Below are 17,828 nucleotides of genomic sequence, written 5' to 3'. Positions count from 1 at the left end.
CAGTATAGGGAGTACTATGCCTGCTAAGCGATGTGTAGAAACTAAAAATATGTGTCTACTTTTTGTTGACTACTGCATAGATTATCAAAATAAAAGCATATACCCTAAAAATAAAATTTGATGTGGTATGAAGTGTTATAAAGTGGTTTGGTACCCATTAACTATATAAAGCAGGAGAAAAGAATTAGTATAGTGCAGAAAAATAAAATAGAGGACCCTGAGATATATATTCACTATTATGAAGCAAGCCTATCTGAATGTCGGTCCTTAGCGATCTGCGAAAGCAGGAGCTTAGTACCGCTACATGAAGATAGAACGAAAGTGTCTTGCGTAATAATATGTGAATTAGATCTCAGGGTCCTCTATTTTATTTTAACAATTTATTCAAAAGGCTGCTTATTATGACGGCTGAAGAAATCACGCGTTTCCCTTACAACCACACCGCTTAAAGCAAAGATGGCGATCATATTAGGAATAGCCATCAGTCCGTTGAAGATATCGGCGATCGTCCATACAGCAGAAACTGTCATGTAAGGTCCGATAAATACAGCAAGAATGTATAACCATCTGTAGATCATGATGGATTTCTTTTTGCCGCCGGATAAGTATTCCAGACAACGCTCAGAATAATAATCCCATCCAAGGATAGTTGTAAATGCAAAGAATACCAGACAGAGCATTAACAGGAAGCTTGATATCGTTGCAGGAATCGGAAGTCCCTCGTTAAAAGCATATGTGGTAACCTGAACACCCTGTAAACCTTCTACTTTCCATGCACCGGTAAGAACGATGGAAAGACCTGTCATTGTACAGATAATGATGGTATCGATGAAAGTACCTGTCATGGATACAAGACCCTGACGAACCGGTTCCTTTGTCTGGGCAGCGGCTGCTGCGATAGGAGCAGAACCAAGACCGGCTTCATTTGAGAAGATACCACGCGCTACACCTTTTTGCATAGCAACGATAAATGAACCGGCGATACCACCTGCAACAGCAGAAGGCTTGAATGCGCTCTTTACAATGATAACAACAGCCTCAGGAATCTTAGTGATGTTACAGATCAGTAACATCACACATATAACAATATAGATAACAGCCATAAATGGAACGATGATCTGGGATACGCTTGCGATACGCTTCAGTCCGCCGATCAGAACGAGTGCAACACATACACTTAAGATCAGGGAAGCGATAACAACGGTCCATGAATAAGTACCGATCCCTGGAATATTAATCGTCCACTGCATGTCAGGATCAAAGAATGAATTAACAGCGGAAGAAATACCATTTACCTGAGAGAAGGTTCCGATACCGAACAGACCTACACAGATACCAAAGAAAGCAAATATTTTTGCAAGCCATTTCCATTTTGATCCCATACCTCTTTCGATATAGTAGAATGGTCCGCCAAGTGCATGGTTGTCCTTGTCAACGACACGATATTTGACAGCCAGAAGACCTTCTGCATATTTGGTTGCCATTCCGAAGAATGCAGCAAGTACCATCCAGAATAATGCTCCCGGTCCACCGGCTCCGATCGCAGTTGCTACACCAACGATATTACCGGTTCCGATCGTAGCGGAAAGAGCAGTACACAGTGCACCAAAGGAAGTAACTTCGCCTTCGCCTTCTTCTTCGTTTTTGATCATCCATTTGAGTGCTAATGGCAGTTTGCGGATCTGAAGAACGCCCATCCGGATTGTGAGAAGAATTCCACCGACCATAATAAGGACCATAAGTGGAGGACCCCACACAAAATCATCGATTTTTGTTAAGATTTCATTTACAGTTGCCCACATGATTTTCTCCTTTTCATTTTTTGTATTGTGGTGATGTGTTATTCTCATAAATTATATGAATAAAGTAAAGAATTATATTACAGAAAAATCAAATATTTATAAAAATAACACAATATTTTAATATAATACATACTTTTCTACGCTAATGCAACAGAATTCGTTTAATTTCGTGAAAAAACAGCGGTAAACACAGCAAAAATTACAAAAAGAAGACTATTTTTTGACTTGCGGAGTTGGGAATCCGATAATAAAATTACTATGGAAATAAAAATGCCGGATAATATCAGATGCGGTTCATAGGAAAAAATACCATATAATACAAGATAGGTTTCATATAAATGCGTTGCAAAACGGTAAATGTTTAAATAGAAAATACAGGAATTTTACAGGAAAGGATATAATCACAGAATGAATCAGAAATTAACTATCAGGGAATGGCTGCCGCTCATCGGAATGACGGTAGCGGCATTTATATTTAATACATCGGAATTCATGCCAATCGGTCTTCTGACCGATATCGCGGATGATTTTCAGATCACGGAGGCAAAAGCGGGGATGCTGATCTCAGCATATTCGTGGGCGGTTATGCTGTTATCACTGCCACTTATGCTGCTTGCATCAAGGATCAGCTTCCGAAAGCTGCTGTTGGGAACGATTGCATTATTTGGAATCGGTCAGGTATTATCAGCGGTTGCAGCCGGATATGCGATGCTGATGGCGGCAAGGATCATAGTTGCCTGTGCACATGCGGTCTTCTGGTCGATCGCATCACCGGCAGCAGTTAAGATCGTGCCGGAGAAGTTCAGGTCGTTTGCGATGAGTATGGTAGTAACCGGTACATCCATTGCGATGATATTTGGACTTCCGCTTGGAAGGATCGTTGGATTATATGTAGGATGGAGAATGACATTTTTCTGTGTTGCAGTTGTTGCATTTCTTGCCCTTATCTATATGGCATTTGTATTTCCGAAGGTTGAAGGCGGTACATCCTTTAAAATGAAAGAACTGCCGGTGATATTGAAGAACCCGGTTATGCTTGGGATCATATTAATGTCGTTCTTAGTTGCGGGTGCATACTATACAGGCTACAGCTATATTGAGCCGTTTTTGAAGCAGGTAGCAATGTTTAAGGATAATCTTGTTACTATAACTTTAATGTTGTTTGGAGCTGCCGGAATTCTTGGAAGTTTTCTGTTCTCCTGTGTATATGACAAACACAGATATCATTTTATCCGTGCATCGATCACATTGATCGCTGTTGTCATGCTTTGCCTGAAACCGGCATCGAAATTTACATGGACAATGATATTGATCTGTATGCTGTGGGGTATGGCTGTAACGGCATTTAGCGTTACTTTCCAGTCAGAGACGATCAAAGCGGTTCCGGAGGAAGCCTCCGCTGTGGCCATGTCAATGTTCTCAGGAATCTATAATCTGGGAATCGGATGCGGAACCTGGATCGGTGGTCTGGTATGTACACATGCATCGATGGGGTATATCGGATTTGCAGGGGGGATCATGGCAGTTATAGCAATCCTGTATTGCAGCTTTATACTGATCCCACAGATGAAGAGAAAGTAGATAAATACTTGTATAGAATGCGAAACTATAAACTGTGATGATCAGTTGGAAAAGGCATGGTTAATAATCTCTAAAAAAAATATAAATTTATCGTTGACATGAGTAATCCCCGGTGCTATACTCATGGACATAGCAAAGGCGCTACGAAATATTCGTAGTGCCTTTTTCTTTTATCGGGAGGTATAAGTTCCCCGGTACAGGACAAAGAAAAACCTGATATCCGGCTATACGCGCGGACCGGATGAGGGGAAAAATGAAGTAAAATGCGATGCAATGGGGCGTCTGTTATGGATAAGTCTCCGTGTATCGCATTTTTGAGTTTTAGGAGGTAAGAACTATGACAAGTGAAATTTTAGATGCAATTTCTGGTGAAGTGTACGGTGTCTGGTTCCTGATCGGAGCGGCATTGGTATTCTGGATGCAGGCAGGATTTGCGATGGTAGAAACAGGATTTACCAGAGCAAAGAATGCCGGAAACATTCTGATGAAAAACCTGATGGACTTCTGTATTGGTACAGTTGTATTTATCCTTCTTGGTTTTGGACTCTTACTTGGTGAAGACATGGTTGGTTTGATCGGTAAACCGGGATTTGACATATTTACTGATTATGCAAATTTTGACTGGTCCAACTTCGTATTTAACTTAGTGTTCTGTGCAACAACAGCGACAATTGTATCCGGCGCGATGGCAGAACGTACAAAATTCATTTCTTATTGTGTATATTCAGCAGTTATCTCAGCAGTTATTTATCCGATTGAGGCACACTGGACATGGGGCGGCGGCTGGTTAGCTCAGATGGGCTTCCATGATTTTGCCGGTTCTAACTGTATTCATATGGTTGGTGGTATCTGTGCATTGATCGGTGCAGCAATCCTTGGACCTCGTATCGGTAAGTTTGTAAAGGGCAAGGATGGTAAGGTTGAAAAAGTAAATGCATTCCCTGGACATAACCTTCCGATCGGTTGTCTCGGTGTATTTATCCTCTGGCTTGGCTGGTATGGATTCAATGGTGCAGCAGCAACAACCGTTTCAGAACTTGGTTCCATATTCGTAACAACAACAATTGCTCCTGCTGTTGCAACAGTTGTAGCAATGATCATTACCTGGGTAAAATATGGTAAGCCTGATGTTTCAATGTGTCTGAATGCATCTCTTGCAGGTCTGGTCGCAATTACAGCTCCTTGTGATGTCTGTGATGCTTTCGGTGCTATCGTGATCGGTGCTGTTGCCGGTGTATTGGTTGTATTCGGTGTATGGCTCTTAGATTACAAATTACATATTGATGATCCTGTAGGTGCTGTTGCAGTTCACTGCTTAAATGGTATCTGGGGAACAATCGCAGTTGGTCTTTTCGCTACAGATACAGCTCCTGCATTTGCAAGAGGTATCGGTGATGGTGTAACATATGGTGCAAACCAGATCGCAGCCAAAGGTTTATTCTATGGCGGTGGTTTCAAGCAGCTCGGTATTCAGTTCGTAGGTATGGGCGCAACCATCCTCTGGACAGCAGTTACGATTACAATTGCATTCCTTCTTATTAAGAAGATCTTCGGCCTTCGTGTATCAGAGGAAGAGGAAATTGTTGGTCTGGATTCATGCGAGCATGGTCTTCCATCTGCATATGCCGGCTTCAGTATTGTTGATGTATCAAATACAATGACAATGGATGTAAATGAAAATACAGATCTTGGTGTAGCTGATTATGATAAGGCTTCTGACACATTAAAGAATGCAGCAGTCAAGGTTGCGGAAGCTCCTGTTACAGCATCCCCAAGCGGTATCTACAAGGTAGTTATCATTGCAAAGCTTGCACGGTTTGAGATCTTAAAGAAAGCTTTAAATGACCTCGGTGTTACAGGTATGACAATGAATCAGGTTATGGGCTGTGGTATCCAGAAGGGTGCCGGCGAGATGTACCGTGGTGTTGAATTAGATGCAACCCTTCTTCCAAAGGTTAAGGTAGAAGTCGTAGTCAGCAAGATTCCTGTCAGTGCAGTTATTGAAGCTGCTAAGAAGGCTCTGTATACCGGACATATCGGTGATGGTAAGATCTTCGTATACAGCGTTGACAAGGTTGTTAAGGTTCGTACCGGTGAGGAAGACTTTGCAGCTTTACAGGATGTAGAGTAAATTACAAATAACCTATAATTATATAGAAGAAAGAGCCAGGCCGGTGAGCACCGGTCTGGCTTTTTCTTTTAAGTGTAGAAATGGAAATCAGATAGTTCACAAAATCTTCACACAAAATTAGCACTCACATCTTGACAGTGCTAATAAACGGTGCTATAACATAGATAAAGATAAGGAAAGGGATTAAGAAAGAAGATAAAAGAAAGAATCCCGGAACTTATAACATACAAATTCGACACTTCAGTTTCTCTGACAGTGCTAAACATACAAAAGTCTAAGTGCCTCAAGGTTCCATAAGGAGCTGAGATTTCCGACACTGGTTTGAAATTGAAAGGAGTAATGACTTATGTTAAGACCTAGTATTTTTGGAGAAAGTTTATTTGATGATTGGATGGATGATTTCCCATTCGGTAAGGAATTTGAAAAGGAAATGTTTCCAGAGAAAAGCCCGTTGTATGGCAAACATGCTAAGAACATGATGAAGACGGATGTCCGTGAAACAGATGACAGCTATGAAGTAGACATTGACCTTCCTGGATTTAAGAAGGATGAAGTAAATGTCAAACTGGAAGATGGCTACATCACTATTTCCGCTGAAAAAGGTCTGGATAAGGATGAGAAAGATAAGAAGACCGGTAAGTATATCAGACGTGAACGTTATGCCGGCAGCATGAGCAGAAGTTTCTATGTTGGTGACGGTATCAGTCAGAAGGATATACATGCAAAATATGAAAGTGGTATTCTTCGTCTGACCCTTCCAAAGAAAGCACCGGAAGCAATCGAAAAGGAGAACTTCATTGCCATCGAATAAAATGTGTTGATATCGAGCCGTGCGAATAAAAACATGACCCCTTATGTATATGTATACAGATATAAGAAAGGGAGTGTAGATCATGGATAAGAATCCAAAGCATCCATTGAAGAAAAAGAAAGCAGTTCAGAAGGTATGTGCAACAGCTAATCATAATGCACAGGAGGTTGAAGCTGCAGTACCAAAGTCAAAGAAACATACTTATTAGAGTGAATAAATCAACAAACAAAGAAAAGGTTCCCCGCATTTGCCTGTAGCCCGAAGAACTACAGGAGACAAGTGCGGGGGATTTTTTTGCTTTATAGGAACAGAAGTATCATCGGAAGAATTTCCATCGAAGGGCTTTGGTGACAAAATCAAAAAAATATACATGGAGAAGTGTAAAAAACCACAGTTATGTGATACTCTATAAACGGAGGTGGTTTTATGCAGAAACAAAAAGGAGCAAAAATAGGAGCATTTGTTTTCTTTTGCTTTGGCGTGATGATGCTTGCACTCGGAGTATGGGGCATAACAACCCTGTATGATCAGGGTGGAATCTTAACATGGGGGATCGTACTTGGATTCGGATTAATATTTGCATTGACAGGTGTTGTATTATTTATTAATTCGATGGAAAGTGTATCCAATCGGGTCAAACAATTACTGGGTTGCATTCTGGGAACTTTGGTATTCATGAGTTTTGGCTTTGTGGGCCTTTTTGCAAAAGGACTAGGTGTCATGAGACTTTTCCTTCTGTTTTTCGGGGGCATAGGAGTGCTGCTTCTGATCCAGGGAATTCGTAACTTTTTAAAAGGAGACAGCGGTGATGCAGACCAGAAATCCGGCAGGGTTCAATGGAGCGGCGGTGTCGGTGATAGAATTAATGGACAGGAAATGGACGGTGGATATCAGCCATATCAGACGCCGGAATATGGAAGTTATGACGGCGAATATAACGACCAGTCCGGATACAATAGTCAGTCCGGATACAACAGCTTATATGGTGTGTATGGCAGTCAGCCGGCAGACATAATAATAGAAAATAGCGAGAAAACATCACCAGGGGCTACAGATACCGGGCAGAATTCACAATGGCAGCAGGGAACTCCGGGCACACCATTTTCAGGAGATGCTGGAAACAAGGTCTATACCAGTCAGGTGAATAGTGGTGGTACAGTATATGGAAGCGGTATGTCGCCTGAATTTGATCAGATGATGAATGGCATGGGTATGGATTCTGCACAGCGGGAGCAGGCAAGAAAGGTTGGTTCCGCAGTTCGGAAAGGCGCGAATATTTATGCCGGAGTCATATGTATTGTAGTCGGAGCCGGCTTTATATTAGTAAATGGCATTAGTGTGCTTAGCTTTATTTTTATGCTCATTCAGACGGCCAGCCTCACGATTGTTATGGGTTCTTTGTTTCCAACGGTAATGTCAGCGGCATTGTTGATCGTAGGTGTATTCATGATTGTTCGTGGTGTGAAGATCCTCCGGGAAAAATAAATGATACTTATCTGAAAGACATACAAAATCACTTGCATAAGTGAAGCGACAGAGCAGATCGGTAGAAACAGTGTGCGATTTACATACAGGCAGGAGGACAAAAGGTGAATCAGATGGAGTTAACGATTTTAGATTTTATACAGGAGCATATGAGAAATGCATTTCTTGATGTAGTGATGCCATTTGTATCGACACTTGGAAATGCAGGGGTCATCTGGATCGCACTTACGATCGTGCTGTTGATCAGTAAGAAACACAGAAAGACAGGAATCCTGATGGCACTTGCACTGGTATTTGATGTTATACTTTGTAATGGCATATTGAAGAATGCGGTAGCAAGGACAAGACCCTTTGATGTAAATACAGCGATTTCCCTGTTAGTGAAGAAGCCGACAGATTATTCATTCCCATCCGGTCATACGGCAGCGTCCTTTGCAGCAGTAACTGCATTGTTTTTTGCAAAAGAGAAATATCGGTATCCGGCACTGGTGCTTGCGGTGCTGATCGCATTTTCCAGACTATACCTGTATGTGCATTACCCGACCGATATCTTAGGTGGCATTCTGGTTGGAATTCTGTGTGGAGTAATAGCATATCTGATTACAAGAAAGAAACTGAAGTTTGGTTCAATGAACGGACAGAAAGAAAATGGGGGGCTGGTTATCACCTGAATAAAGACGAATAAAGAATTAACAAAATTTAACATTTATTTTCGTTTTCTTTTCATAGGAATGTAGTAGAATGGTGTAAAAGTTTTGATAACACAGACCAGAGAGGAAATCTTATGGACGATACAAAGGCAAATCAGATCAATCCTTCGATCCGGGGACTGACAGAAAACGAAGTAAAGAAACGAATCGAAAAAGGGCTGACGAATCAGACCGATATATCGACGGATAAAACGACGAAAGAGATCATTCTGTCGAATACACTTACATACTTTAACTTAATATTTCTTATTATCACAGTATTATTGATCCTTGTTGGTTCCTTTCGGAACCTGACCTTTCTACCGATCATCATAGGTAATACATTGATCGGTATCATACAGGAGCTGCGTGCGAAGAAGACACTGGAAAAAATGAATTTCTTAAATGCACCTCATGCAGATGTAGTCAGAGATGGGGTTTTACAGCAGATCCGTTCGGAAGAACTGGTAAAGGATGATGTCATTTTACTGACAGCCGGAAAGCAGATCTGTGCAGATGCGGTTGTTATCGATGGCAGCATTCAGGTAAATGAATCCCTCCTTACCGGTGAAGCGGACGAGGTAGAAAAGACGAGCGGCAGTTCGCTGTTATCCGGCAGCTTTGTGGTGTCCGGTGAATGTTATGCCAGACTGGAAAAGGTCGGAAATGAATCCTATATCTCAAAACTCAGCATGGAAGCAAAGACCATGGGAAGCGGTGAACAGTCCGAGATGATCCGGTCGATCAACCTGATCGTAAAATGGGTTGGTATCATCATTATACCGATCGGTATCATTCTGTTCTGGCAGAGCCATTTCGTAAATGATGACTCGATCCGGAAGAGTGTAACCTCGACGGTTGCAGCTATCCTTGGTATGATCCCGGAGGGGTTATATCTTCTTACTACGATTGCACTGGCGCTCAGTACGATGAATCTGGCAAAACGAAAAGTCCTGCTGCATGATATGAAAAGTATCGAGACGTTGGCGCGTGTCGATGTGCTGTGCGTGGATAAGACCGGAACGATCACAGAACCGGTTATGAGTATCAAGGATGTATTCTTAAGTAAGGACAGCCGGAATCCGTTAAAGACGATAGACGAATTAAAGGGGCTGCTGATCGATTATACAGCAGCGTCACAGGATAATAACGCTACGATGGAGGCATTGAAGAAATATGCCGATGAGGCAGACGGTAGTGTCGGAAAACACAGAGTACCGCTTGATCGTCTGGCATTTTCATCCAGTTTGAAATACGGTAGTATTACATTTTCGGATGGCATCTATCTGCTTGGCGCACCGGAATTCATCATGCGAGATGATTATGCGTCAATCGAGAAAGAGATTCTTCCTAATGCCGAAAAGGGAGATCGTGTGCTGTTATTTGGAAGATATGAAGGAAGCAGTATTGCAAATGGATTATCTGACAGAGTAACACCGCTTGGCTTTGTGGCACTGGCAAATCCGATCCGTGAAAATGCGGTAAAGACCTTTGCATACTTTAAGAGTCAGGATGTAGCGATCAAGGTTATATCCGGTGATAATCCAAAGACGGTATCACAGATCGCAGTTCAGGCGGGTATTGACAACGCAGAAAGTTATGTGGATGCAACGACACTTGATACGGATACGAAGATTAAGGAAGCCGTACGGGAATATACGGTATTTGGCCGTGTGACGCCGAAGCAGAAGCAGAAGCTTGTGCAGGCACTTAAAAAGCAGGGGCATACCGTGGCCATGACAGGTGATGGTGTCAATGATATCCTTGCAATGAAGGATGCGGATTGCAGCGTGGCGATGGCATCTGGTAGTGAAGCTGCAACACAGGCAGCACAGGTCGTTTTGCTAGATTCAGATTTTGCACATATGCCGGATGTGGTATACGAAGGACGACGGGTTGTAAATAATGTACAGCGTTCCGCCAGCCTGTTCCTTGTTAAGAATATATTCTCACTGTTGATGTCGCTGTTCTCGGTTATCTTTATGATCACCTATCCGCTGGAACCGGCGCAGATCTCATTGGTCAGTATGTTTACGATCGGTGCTCCCGGATTTCTGTTGGCACTCGAACCGAACAGAGACAGGATCAAAGGACATTTCCTTACAAATGTTATGTTCAAAGCATTTCCGGGTGGTCTTACTGATGTAATTGCGGTTGGTGCGTTAGTAATCTGCGGTGAGGTATTTGCCCTGCCGGGAGAAAGCATCGGTACGATCGCAACAATGGTGCTTTGCGTTGTTGGCTTTATGATCCTGTTTAAGATCAGTGAGCCGTTAAACAAGATGAAATATGGTGTGATCGGACTGAACATCGTTGGATTTATATTCTCAGGATTTTTCCTGAAGAAGTTATTTGCATTGACCGATCTGTCAAATATCTGCGTACTGCTTATGGTGGTATTCGGATTCGCGGCAGAATCCCTGTTCCGCTACCTCACCCTATTGGTGGAGAAGCTGCAGGAATACTATAAAAAGAAAAAGCCAAAGCTTAAAAAATATCTGGAGCTTAAATAGAGACAGGCAGCCTACAAAGCAGGGCTGCCTAATTTTTTTGAGGTCAGAAAAAATCCTTGACTTATATATAAGAGGTGTTTGTGCGTATTGACAACACATTTTATTTCCTATAAAATTAATGATACAGTACGTATCAAAAAGGAACATGGTAATGAACAAATCAGAGAAACAAAAAGCAAAAGAAAATGAACGACGACAGCGGATCCTGGATACTGCATTTCGAATCTTTGTAGAAAAGAAGATTGAAGCGGTAAGTATGGGCGAGATCGCAGAGGCGGTCGGTATCGGCAGGGCGACCTTATTCCGGTGTTATTCGAATAAGACAGAACTGGCGATCGCAGTCTGTATGGCACAGTGGAAATCATATCTGGATGAGCTCGATAGAAACAGACCGATTTCATCGGTTCAGGATATTCCGGCGATCGATCGATTCATATTCACGCTGGACAGTTATATTGAAATGTATCTGAACCATAAGGAACTGCTTCAGTACAATGATAACTTTAATCACTACGTCACACATGAGGGCGTAGATCCGGAACAGTTTGAGAATATTCATACGTCGGTGTATTCGGCTGATACCCGATTGCATATGATGTATGAGAAAGCAAAGGAAGATCATACCTTTCGCACGGATATACCGGAGGATGAATTTATCCGTGTGACCGTACATACGATGATGGCAGCATGTACCTACTACGCGGGAGGCTTTATATGGGGCGCAGAGGATAACAGGGATTATATGCCGGAGTTGATACGTTTAAAGGAAATGATCATAAACTATGCGACAGCATCCGTATAACAGGATGCAGGGGTACTAGGAATATAAGGGATACGTGCATGAATGAAAGGGAGGTAAATATGAGTAAATTAAAAACAAAGAGAAAAAAGCATTATCTGGCAGCCGCCATGCTTGCCATGCTTGCGGTTGCGACGCCGATAACGCTTTATGGGTCTGTGACAACGTATGCACAGACGGATGACGCGGCCGGGGCAGAATCTGGTGAAGATACTGGTGAAGTAACCAATGAAGAAACCGGATATCACTATCAGAAGACCGGTGAACCATTGGTGGAGGAAAAAGATAACAACGGAAATATATGGCGGATCTATGCAGCTGCAGAAAATACAGCAGATACGGAAGCTACGGCAGACACAGCAGATGCAGTGGATACAGAAGATACATCAGTGAAAAAATATATTGCTACGATCACATATGGAGGCGTAGATACAAACAGCAGCAGGGCTGGTGAGTTTAGTGTATTCTCAGGTTATGCAGACGTATTTGCCAAGTACAATATCGTGCAGGTAGAAGTTGGAGAAGGACTGACATATTTTAATGTATATAGTCCACCAGAAAATCTCCAGTATGAATATATCTATCTTCCAAGTACGATGCAGAAATTAACAACAGCACTGGTGCAGCAACAGAAGAAGCTGAAGGAGATCACGATTCCGGCATCTGTTACAGAATTCAATTCAGGTTCGTTCAATCATGGCATGTTCTATATGGATGAGTCACTGGAGAAGATTACATTTGAGGAAGGATGCAAGCTTACTTCATTTGGAAAGAATGTTCAATATTTACTTTACGGTTGTAAGTCTTTAAAAGAATTTACGGTTCCGGCTTCCATTGAAACGATACCGGAGAGGTGCTTTTATAATTCACAGTATCTTGAGACGATCCGGTTCGAAAAAGGCTCAAAGGTTGAAAGCATAGGAAAGGAAGCTTTTTATGCCTGTTACGCTTTGAAAGATGTTGAATTAGCGGAAGGACTTACAACGATCGGAGAATCAGCATTCCGAAATCTGGATCAGATGGAGAAGCTTGTGATTCCTGGTACAGTCACAACGATCGGTATATGTGCATTTTATGATTGTGACGGATTGCAGGAGATCGTAATTCCGGATTCCGTGACATCAATTGGAAAAGCAGCATTTGCATATTGCGGTAATGTTACCGATATACAACTTTCTGATCAGTTAGAGATGATTGAAGAGCAGGCTTTCATGGGATGCTCAAAGGTATCATCACTTCGGATTCCGGACAGTGTTAAGACAATTAAAGATGAAGCGTTCCGTTATATATATATAACCGAGCTGCCGTATATGCAGAACGTGACTACCATTGGAACCCGGGCATTTAGCATCAGTAATCTGCGAAGCCTTGAATATCCAAAATGCTTGACGGATTTTACAGCGACTTCATTGGATGGTGGCGGAAATGCAAAAATCAAGTACATAACATTTGAAGACGGATGTGCCTTGAATACCTTGCCGGAAGGCTTATTTTCTACATATAAAGAAAATAATACAAATCTGAAAGAACAACGTGAGATTAAGCTGCCTCTTTCTTTAAAAGAGTTAAATATGAATGTATTTTGTGGTTCATGGAACCGAACGATGGTAGAGATTCCGCACAAAGATAACGATTCTTTACAGTTAACTTTAACAGATTATGGAGATAAATCAAAAGAGACGATAGCGAATAGTTTAAAGAGCATGTACTATATGGTACATTCATTTGAGATTTACAGATGCCTGACGGAGACCTTTGGTGTGCCAAGAGATCACATCACTTTCCATGAGGAAAAGGTGGGCTGGAAGTTGACCGGTGTAAAGGATGGCATATATACCTATACGGCAGAATGTAGTACATGTGGAGAAGTCAGCAAGAGCCTGACCTATGATGAAAATGGATTTGCAACGGTGGATGGTTCCTATCAGCCGGCTGAGCAGGTCACGGCGGAGAATTGTAAGGCATTTGGATTAGACGAAAATTACATAGGATACTATGCAGTAAGCAATGCTGGACAGTTATACTGGTTTGCTGATTATGTAAATGGAAACGGAGATGATGCTACGGCACATCTGTCGGAGAATGTCGTTCTTTGCAATGATATTGAGATGAATGATACAAGTGAATGGGATGTATGGACAGATGAAACGACAAATGTGATCAACTGGCCATCTCTCGGATCTTATAATGTTAATTTTACGAAATATAACATTATATATCAGGGAGTTTTTGACGGAAATCATAAGACGATCCGGGGCTTGTATCGGAAAAATCCGGGATATGATAATCAGGGCGGACTGATCGGATATATCGGCAGATTGGGAGCTTTAAAGAATCTGACGATAGAGAAGTCTTATGTAACTGCATGTGCAGTATTTGCAGGGTTCAATAATGGATCCGTTACGAACTGTATAGCCGGAAGACTGCGCACAAAATATTGTGGGCATGGCGGTGCTGTTTTTGTATATAAGAATTATGGAATTATGGATGCCTGTGTGAATACAGCAGATGTAGAATGGATCGATAAACAGCGTGAAAATTGCTTTGGCATAGTAGATATGAATTATGGCATTGTAAAAAACTGTGTCAATCGTGGAGCAATCAATAATACCGGAGGACGCATTAGCGGAGATGTGGGAGGAATTTGTGATTGGAATAATGGCAAGATCCTGAACTGTTATAATGAAGCGCCAATTACATCAACCGGTCAGGCAGCCGGTATTGTAAGAGATAACAAGGGATATGTTGCTAACTGCTATAATAAAGGAGCACTTACAGGAACATATGTCGGAGGTATTGCAGCAGGAACCGGTGTGGCAGAAGGCGGTGATGTAATAATCGTAAATCCATCCATTGGGGGGTGGGAAGATACATCCGGCGGATCTTCAGATGATTCGGGAAGCGGTTCTGCGGAAGCGGAGGAATTGGTTCCGGTTTCTCTGTCACAGTATGGAATCTATTATTGTTATAATACAGGAGCTGTTACAGCTTCGGACAGTTGCGCCGGAGGTATTGCTGCTTATGCAATATGTAGTAAGGGTACGATCTACGGCTGTTATAATACAGGAGACGTTGAAGGTGGTTCCCATACCGGAGGAATTGTAGGAGGGGTAGAGAATGCTCTGATAAGAGACTGCTATAATTATTCCACGAATATAAAGACAACAAATGTTGCAACCAGCTTCCAGAATAATGAACCGCATGCATTTGCAGCGCCTATTGCAGGTTGTGTTTCATCTTATTTGGGAAATGCAGTGGTATCTGCCTGCTGTTATGTGGGAGATATTGATGTGGAAGCTTACGGATATTCCATGGATTTGAAGGGACATAAGGTGACATTTACTGATAATGAAGCTATGACAGTGAAAGATTTTGAATCCGGTAAGGCTGCCTGGAAGCTGCAGAATGGTATCAATGAAGATCTGAAGGCTTCCGGAGGAAAGCAGTTATTTGTATGGAAACAGATAATAAGCGGAGCAGAAATCGAACGATATCCGTATCTTGATTTAACAGAGGAAGAAACAAGTAGAAGCGTTATGCAGATGACCTTCCATTATACGACCGGTGGTAAAGATCTTGCAGGATATGGATATACGAATTACAACCATGCAGTTACCGAGACCCAGGCACCGACTGTAACAGGAAAGAATGATACGATTCATACATTCGACTGGTATGAAGATAAGGAACTTACGACCTTGTATGATTTCACGCATGTATTAACTACAGATAAGGATGTATATGCAGAAGCATATGACCTGTACACTCTGGAATTTAAATTGACGGAAGGTAGTTATGCATCGGCAAGCGTTGATAAGAAGAAAGTGAAAGAGCTTATCACCGAGACCGGTGAGACTGTTGTATTTACAGTAACACCGGATACAGGATGCATATTAGAAGGGGTAAGCTTAGAAGGCAAGACATTGACGCCGGATGAGGATGGCAATTATACGATATCCGATATCTCGGCAAATCATACGGTAGAGATTACAACAAAGGAAACAGAGGTTACATTTACCTACAAGGCCGGCGAGCATGGAACAGTAAAATGGGTAGGTGACGAGACCGGTTCCGGTGAATTGACAGAGACGATCAAGGCAGTAAGTGGAACGCCAAAGGGAGTTCTTCCGGTAGCAGATCTTGGCTGGCATTTCGTGAAGTGGGTTGACAGCAAGGAGGGTAGTCCGTCCTATTCCATAACCGGACTCTATCCAACTGCGGTAAACGGTGTTTTTGAGGGCGAGACCTACACAGCAATCTTTGAAAAGAATATAGAGACCTATGCGATCTCCGGAACTGTTCGCGATCCGGAAGGCAATCCTGTGCCGGGTGTAACAGTTAAATTAAAAGGAAACGATGATACAAAAAAGACGACATCAGCAGAAGATGGCTCTTATCGGTTCGAGAAATTAGAAGAGGCAGAATATCAGTTAGCAGCCATAAAGTACTATGAGAATAACTGGAAGGCAGAGAGTGAAACAGTCGGTGTCAGATTAGAGGAATCGGATGTAACCGGTCGGGATCTTAAGCTTTCGATGAACAGAGCGACAAATACGAAACCTGACGGAATCATCGAGTATTACAGAGTTACTCTTACAGAGAATGCGCGGGACTACCTGGAAGAGACAGGTGGCGACGTAGTTGAAGATTCAGACTATACATTATCGGCAAGAGATAGATATAGCAATGCCCATGCGGTTGTCTATGTGTACGAAGCGGTGAGGGGATTTGATGGCAACTATTATAAACTGTCTGATGAAGTGGCAGAGGCACTTAAGACAGATGGCAGATGCTATACCATTAAGAACATTGGAAAAGACTACATCATAGATGTGAAAGCAGAAGATGTGATCCCGAACCGGTATGAGGTTACGATCCCATCCGGTGGGGATGATTATACGATCCTTCCGGAGAAAGAGGGAGAAACGATCAGTTATGGCGAGGATTATTCCTTTACAGTTAAGGCTGCAGCCGGTCGATGTGTTCTTGTATCTGCAAATGGCACAAGGATAGAATTTGCAGATGGAAAGTATACGATCAAAAATGTGACAAAACCACAGAAGATCGTGGTTGAATTTGCGGATCAACATACCTGTGGAGAATGGAAGGTTGTTACACCTGCTACCTATGATGCGGCAGGAGAAGAAACAAGAACCTGTTCTGTATGTGGAGCGGTTGAGATAAGAGAGCTGGCGCAGCTTATCTGTGATCATGAGGCAAAACGTCTGATAACAGATAAGGAAGCAACCTGTACGATGGCAGGAAGCGGACATTATGTTTGTGATACCTGTGGAAAGACGGTGCAGGAGAATGTCAGTATAGCAGCAAAGGGTCATATCTGGACTGCATGGACAGTGACAGTGAAGCCGACTACCTCAAAGGCAGGGGAAGAAAGCAGAACCTGTTCCGTATGTAAACAGACAGAGAAACATCAGGTTAGTAAGTTAAGCCAGAAGAAGTATAAGATTACATATAAGTTAAATAAGGGTAAGAATAACAAGAAGAATCCGAAGACCTATACATCAGCGAAGAAGGTTGTATTAAAGAAACCGACCCGGAAGGGATATGCATTCAAGGGCTGGTATACAGATCGTAAATGCACGAAGAAAATCACTTCGATCAAGAAAGGTTCAAAGAAAAATTATACCATATATGCGAAGTGGTCGAAGGTAAAGGTGAAGAAGACAACCGGACTTAAGGTTATGAATACGAAGGGCAAGAATCTGGTTGTGAGGTATTCAAAGGTATCCGGGGCAAAGGGATATCAGATCACATATGCGACCAATTCTAAGTTCACCAAGGGTAAAAAGGTTGTCAATACAACGAAGAGAACGAAGACCATACAGAAGCTGAAAAAAGGAAAGACCTATTATGTACGGGTTCGTGCATATAAGAAGGATTCCACAGGCAGGAAGGTATATGGTAAGTACAGCACAGTAAAGAAGATCAAGATAACAAAATAATATATTGCGAAGTGAAATGGTTGTTTTGTTAGACAAGGCAGAGTTAATTGCAGC

Annotated in this window: 10 protein-coding genes; 9 read left to right on the top strand and 1 reads right to left on the bottom strand. The window is 42.3% G+C overall.

Translation table 11 applies throughout. The features are described 5' to 3' along the window. Nucleotides 1-380: 380 nt before the first annotated feature. Nucleotides 381-1,802, bottom strand: coding sequence for an alanine/glycine:cation symporter family protein (locus tag GT641_RS08310; protein ID WP_118675625.1), 1,422 nt, complete (start codon nucleotides 1,800-1,802; stop codon nucleotides 381-383). Between the two features lie 408 nt (nucleotides 1,803-2,210). Between GT641_RS08310 and GT641_RS08305 the strand changes: the two genes are divergently transcribed. The 9 genes from GT641_RS08305 (at nucleotide 2,211) to GT641_RS08270 (ending at nucleotide 17,774) form a co-directional block, all read left to right on the top strand. Next, on the top strand, nucleotides 2,211-3,383 hold the full coding sequence (locus GT641_RS08305; RefSeq protein WP_008401053.1) for a sugar transporter: 1,173 nt from the start codon (nucleotides 2,211-2,213) through the stop codon (nucleotides 3,381-3,383). A gap of 337 nt (nucleotides 3,384-3,720) precedes the next feature. Next, nucleotides 3,721-5,514, top strand: coding sequence for an ammonium transporter (locus GT641_RS08300; RefSeq protein ID WP_192919818.1), 1,794 nt, complete (start codon nucleotides 3,721-3,723; stop codon nucleotides 5,512-5,514). 346 nt (nucleotides 5,515-5,860) lie between these two features. After that, nucleotides 5,861-6,325: an Hsp20/alpha crystallin family protein gene (locus GT641_RS08295; protein WP_008401058.1), complete on the top strand. Its 465-nt coding sequence runs from the start codon at nucleotides 5,861-5,863 to the stop codon at nucleotides 6,323-6,325. An 82-nt stretch (nucleotides 6,326-6,407) separates the two neighbouring features. Then, complete coding sequence (locus GT641_RS13305) at nucleotides 6,408-6,533, top strand: hypothetical protein (RefSeq protein WP_008401060.1); 126 nt, start codon at nucleotides 6,408-6,410, stop codon at nucleotides 6,531-6,533. Nucleotides 6,534-6,751: 218 nt separating this feature from the next. Continuing rightward, nucleotides 6,752-7,810, top strand: coding sequence for a hypothetical protein (locus GT641_RS08290; protein WP_119962584.1), 1,059 nt, complete (start codon nucleotides 6,752-6,754; stop codon nucleotides 7,808-7,810). 113 nt (nucleotides 7,811-7,923) lie between these two features. Next, nucleotides 7,924-8,481, top strand: coding sequence for a phosphatase PAP2 family protein (locus tag GT641_RS08285; protein ID WP_119962656.1), 558 nt, complete (start codon nucleotides 7,924-7,926; stop codon nucleotides 8,479-8,481). 113 nt (nucleotides 8,482-8,594) lie between these two features. After that, on the top strand, nucleotides 8,595-11,012 hold the full coding sequence (locus GT641_RS08280) for an HAD-IC family P-type ATPase (protein ID WP_119962585.1): 2,418 nt from the start codon (nucleotides 8,595-8,597) through the stop codon (nucleotides 11,010-11,012). Nucleotides 11,013-11,163: 151 nt separating this feature from the next. Continuing rightward, nucleotides 11,164-11,814 (top strand): TetR/AcrR family transcriptional regulator, encoded by a 651-nt coding sequence (locus GT641_RS08275; protein ID WP_021943571.1) that lies wholly within the window; start codon nucleotides 11,164-11,166, stop codon nucleotides 11,812-11,814. 59 nt (nucleotides 11,815-11,873) lie between these two features. Beyond that, on the top strand, nucleotides 11,874-17,774 hold the full coding sequence (locus GT641_RS08270; protein WP_161117268.1) for a leucine-rich repeat protein: 5,901 nt from the start codon (nucleotides 11,874-11,876) through the stop codon (nucleotides 17,772-17,774). Nucleotides 17,775-17,828: the final 54 nt, after the last annotated feature.

Origin of the sequence: Clostridium sp. BIOML-A1 (assembly GCF_009874105.1) — a bacterium.
Lineage (GTDB): Bacteria > Bacillota > Clostridia > Lachnospirales > Lachnospiraceae > Coprococcus.
The sequence above is the reverse complement of the archived record's forward strand: the minus strand, read 5'-3'. Positions and strand labels throughout refer to the sequence as shown.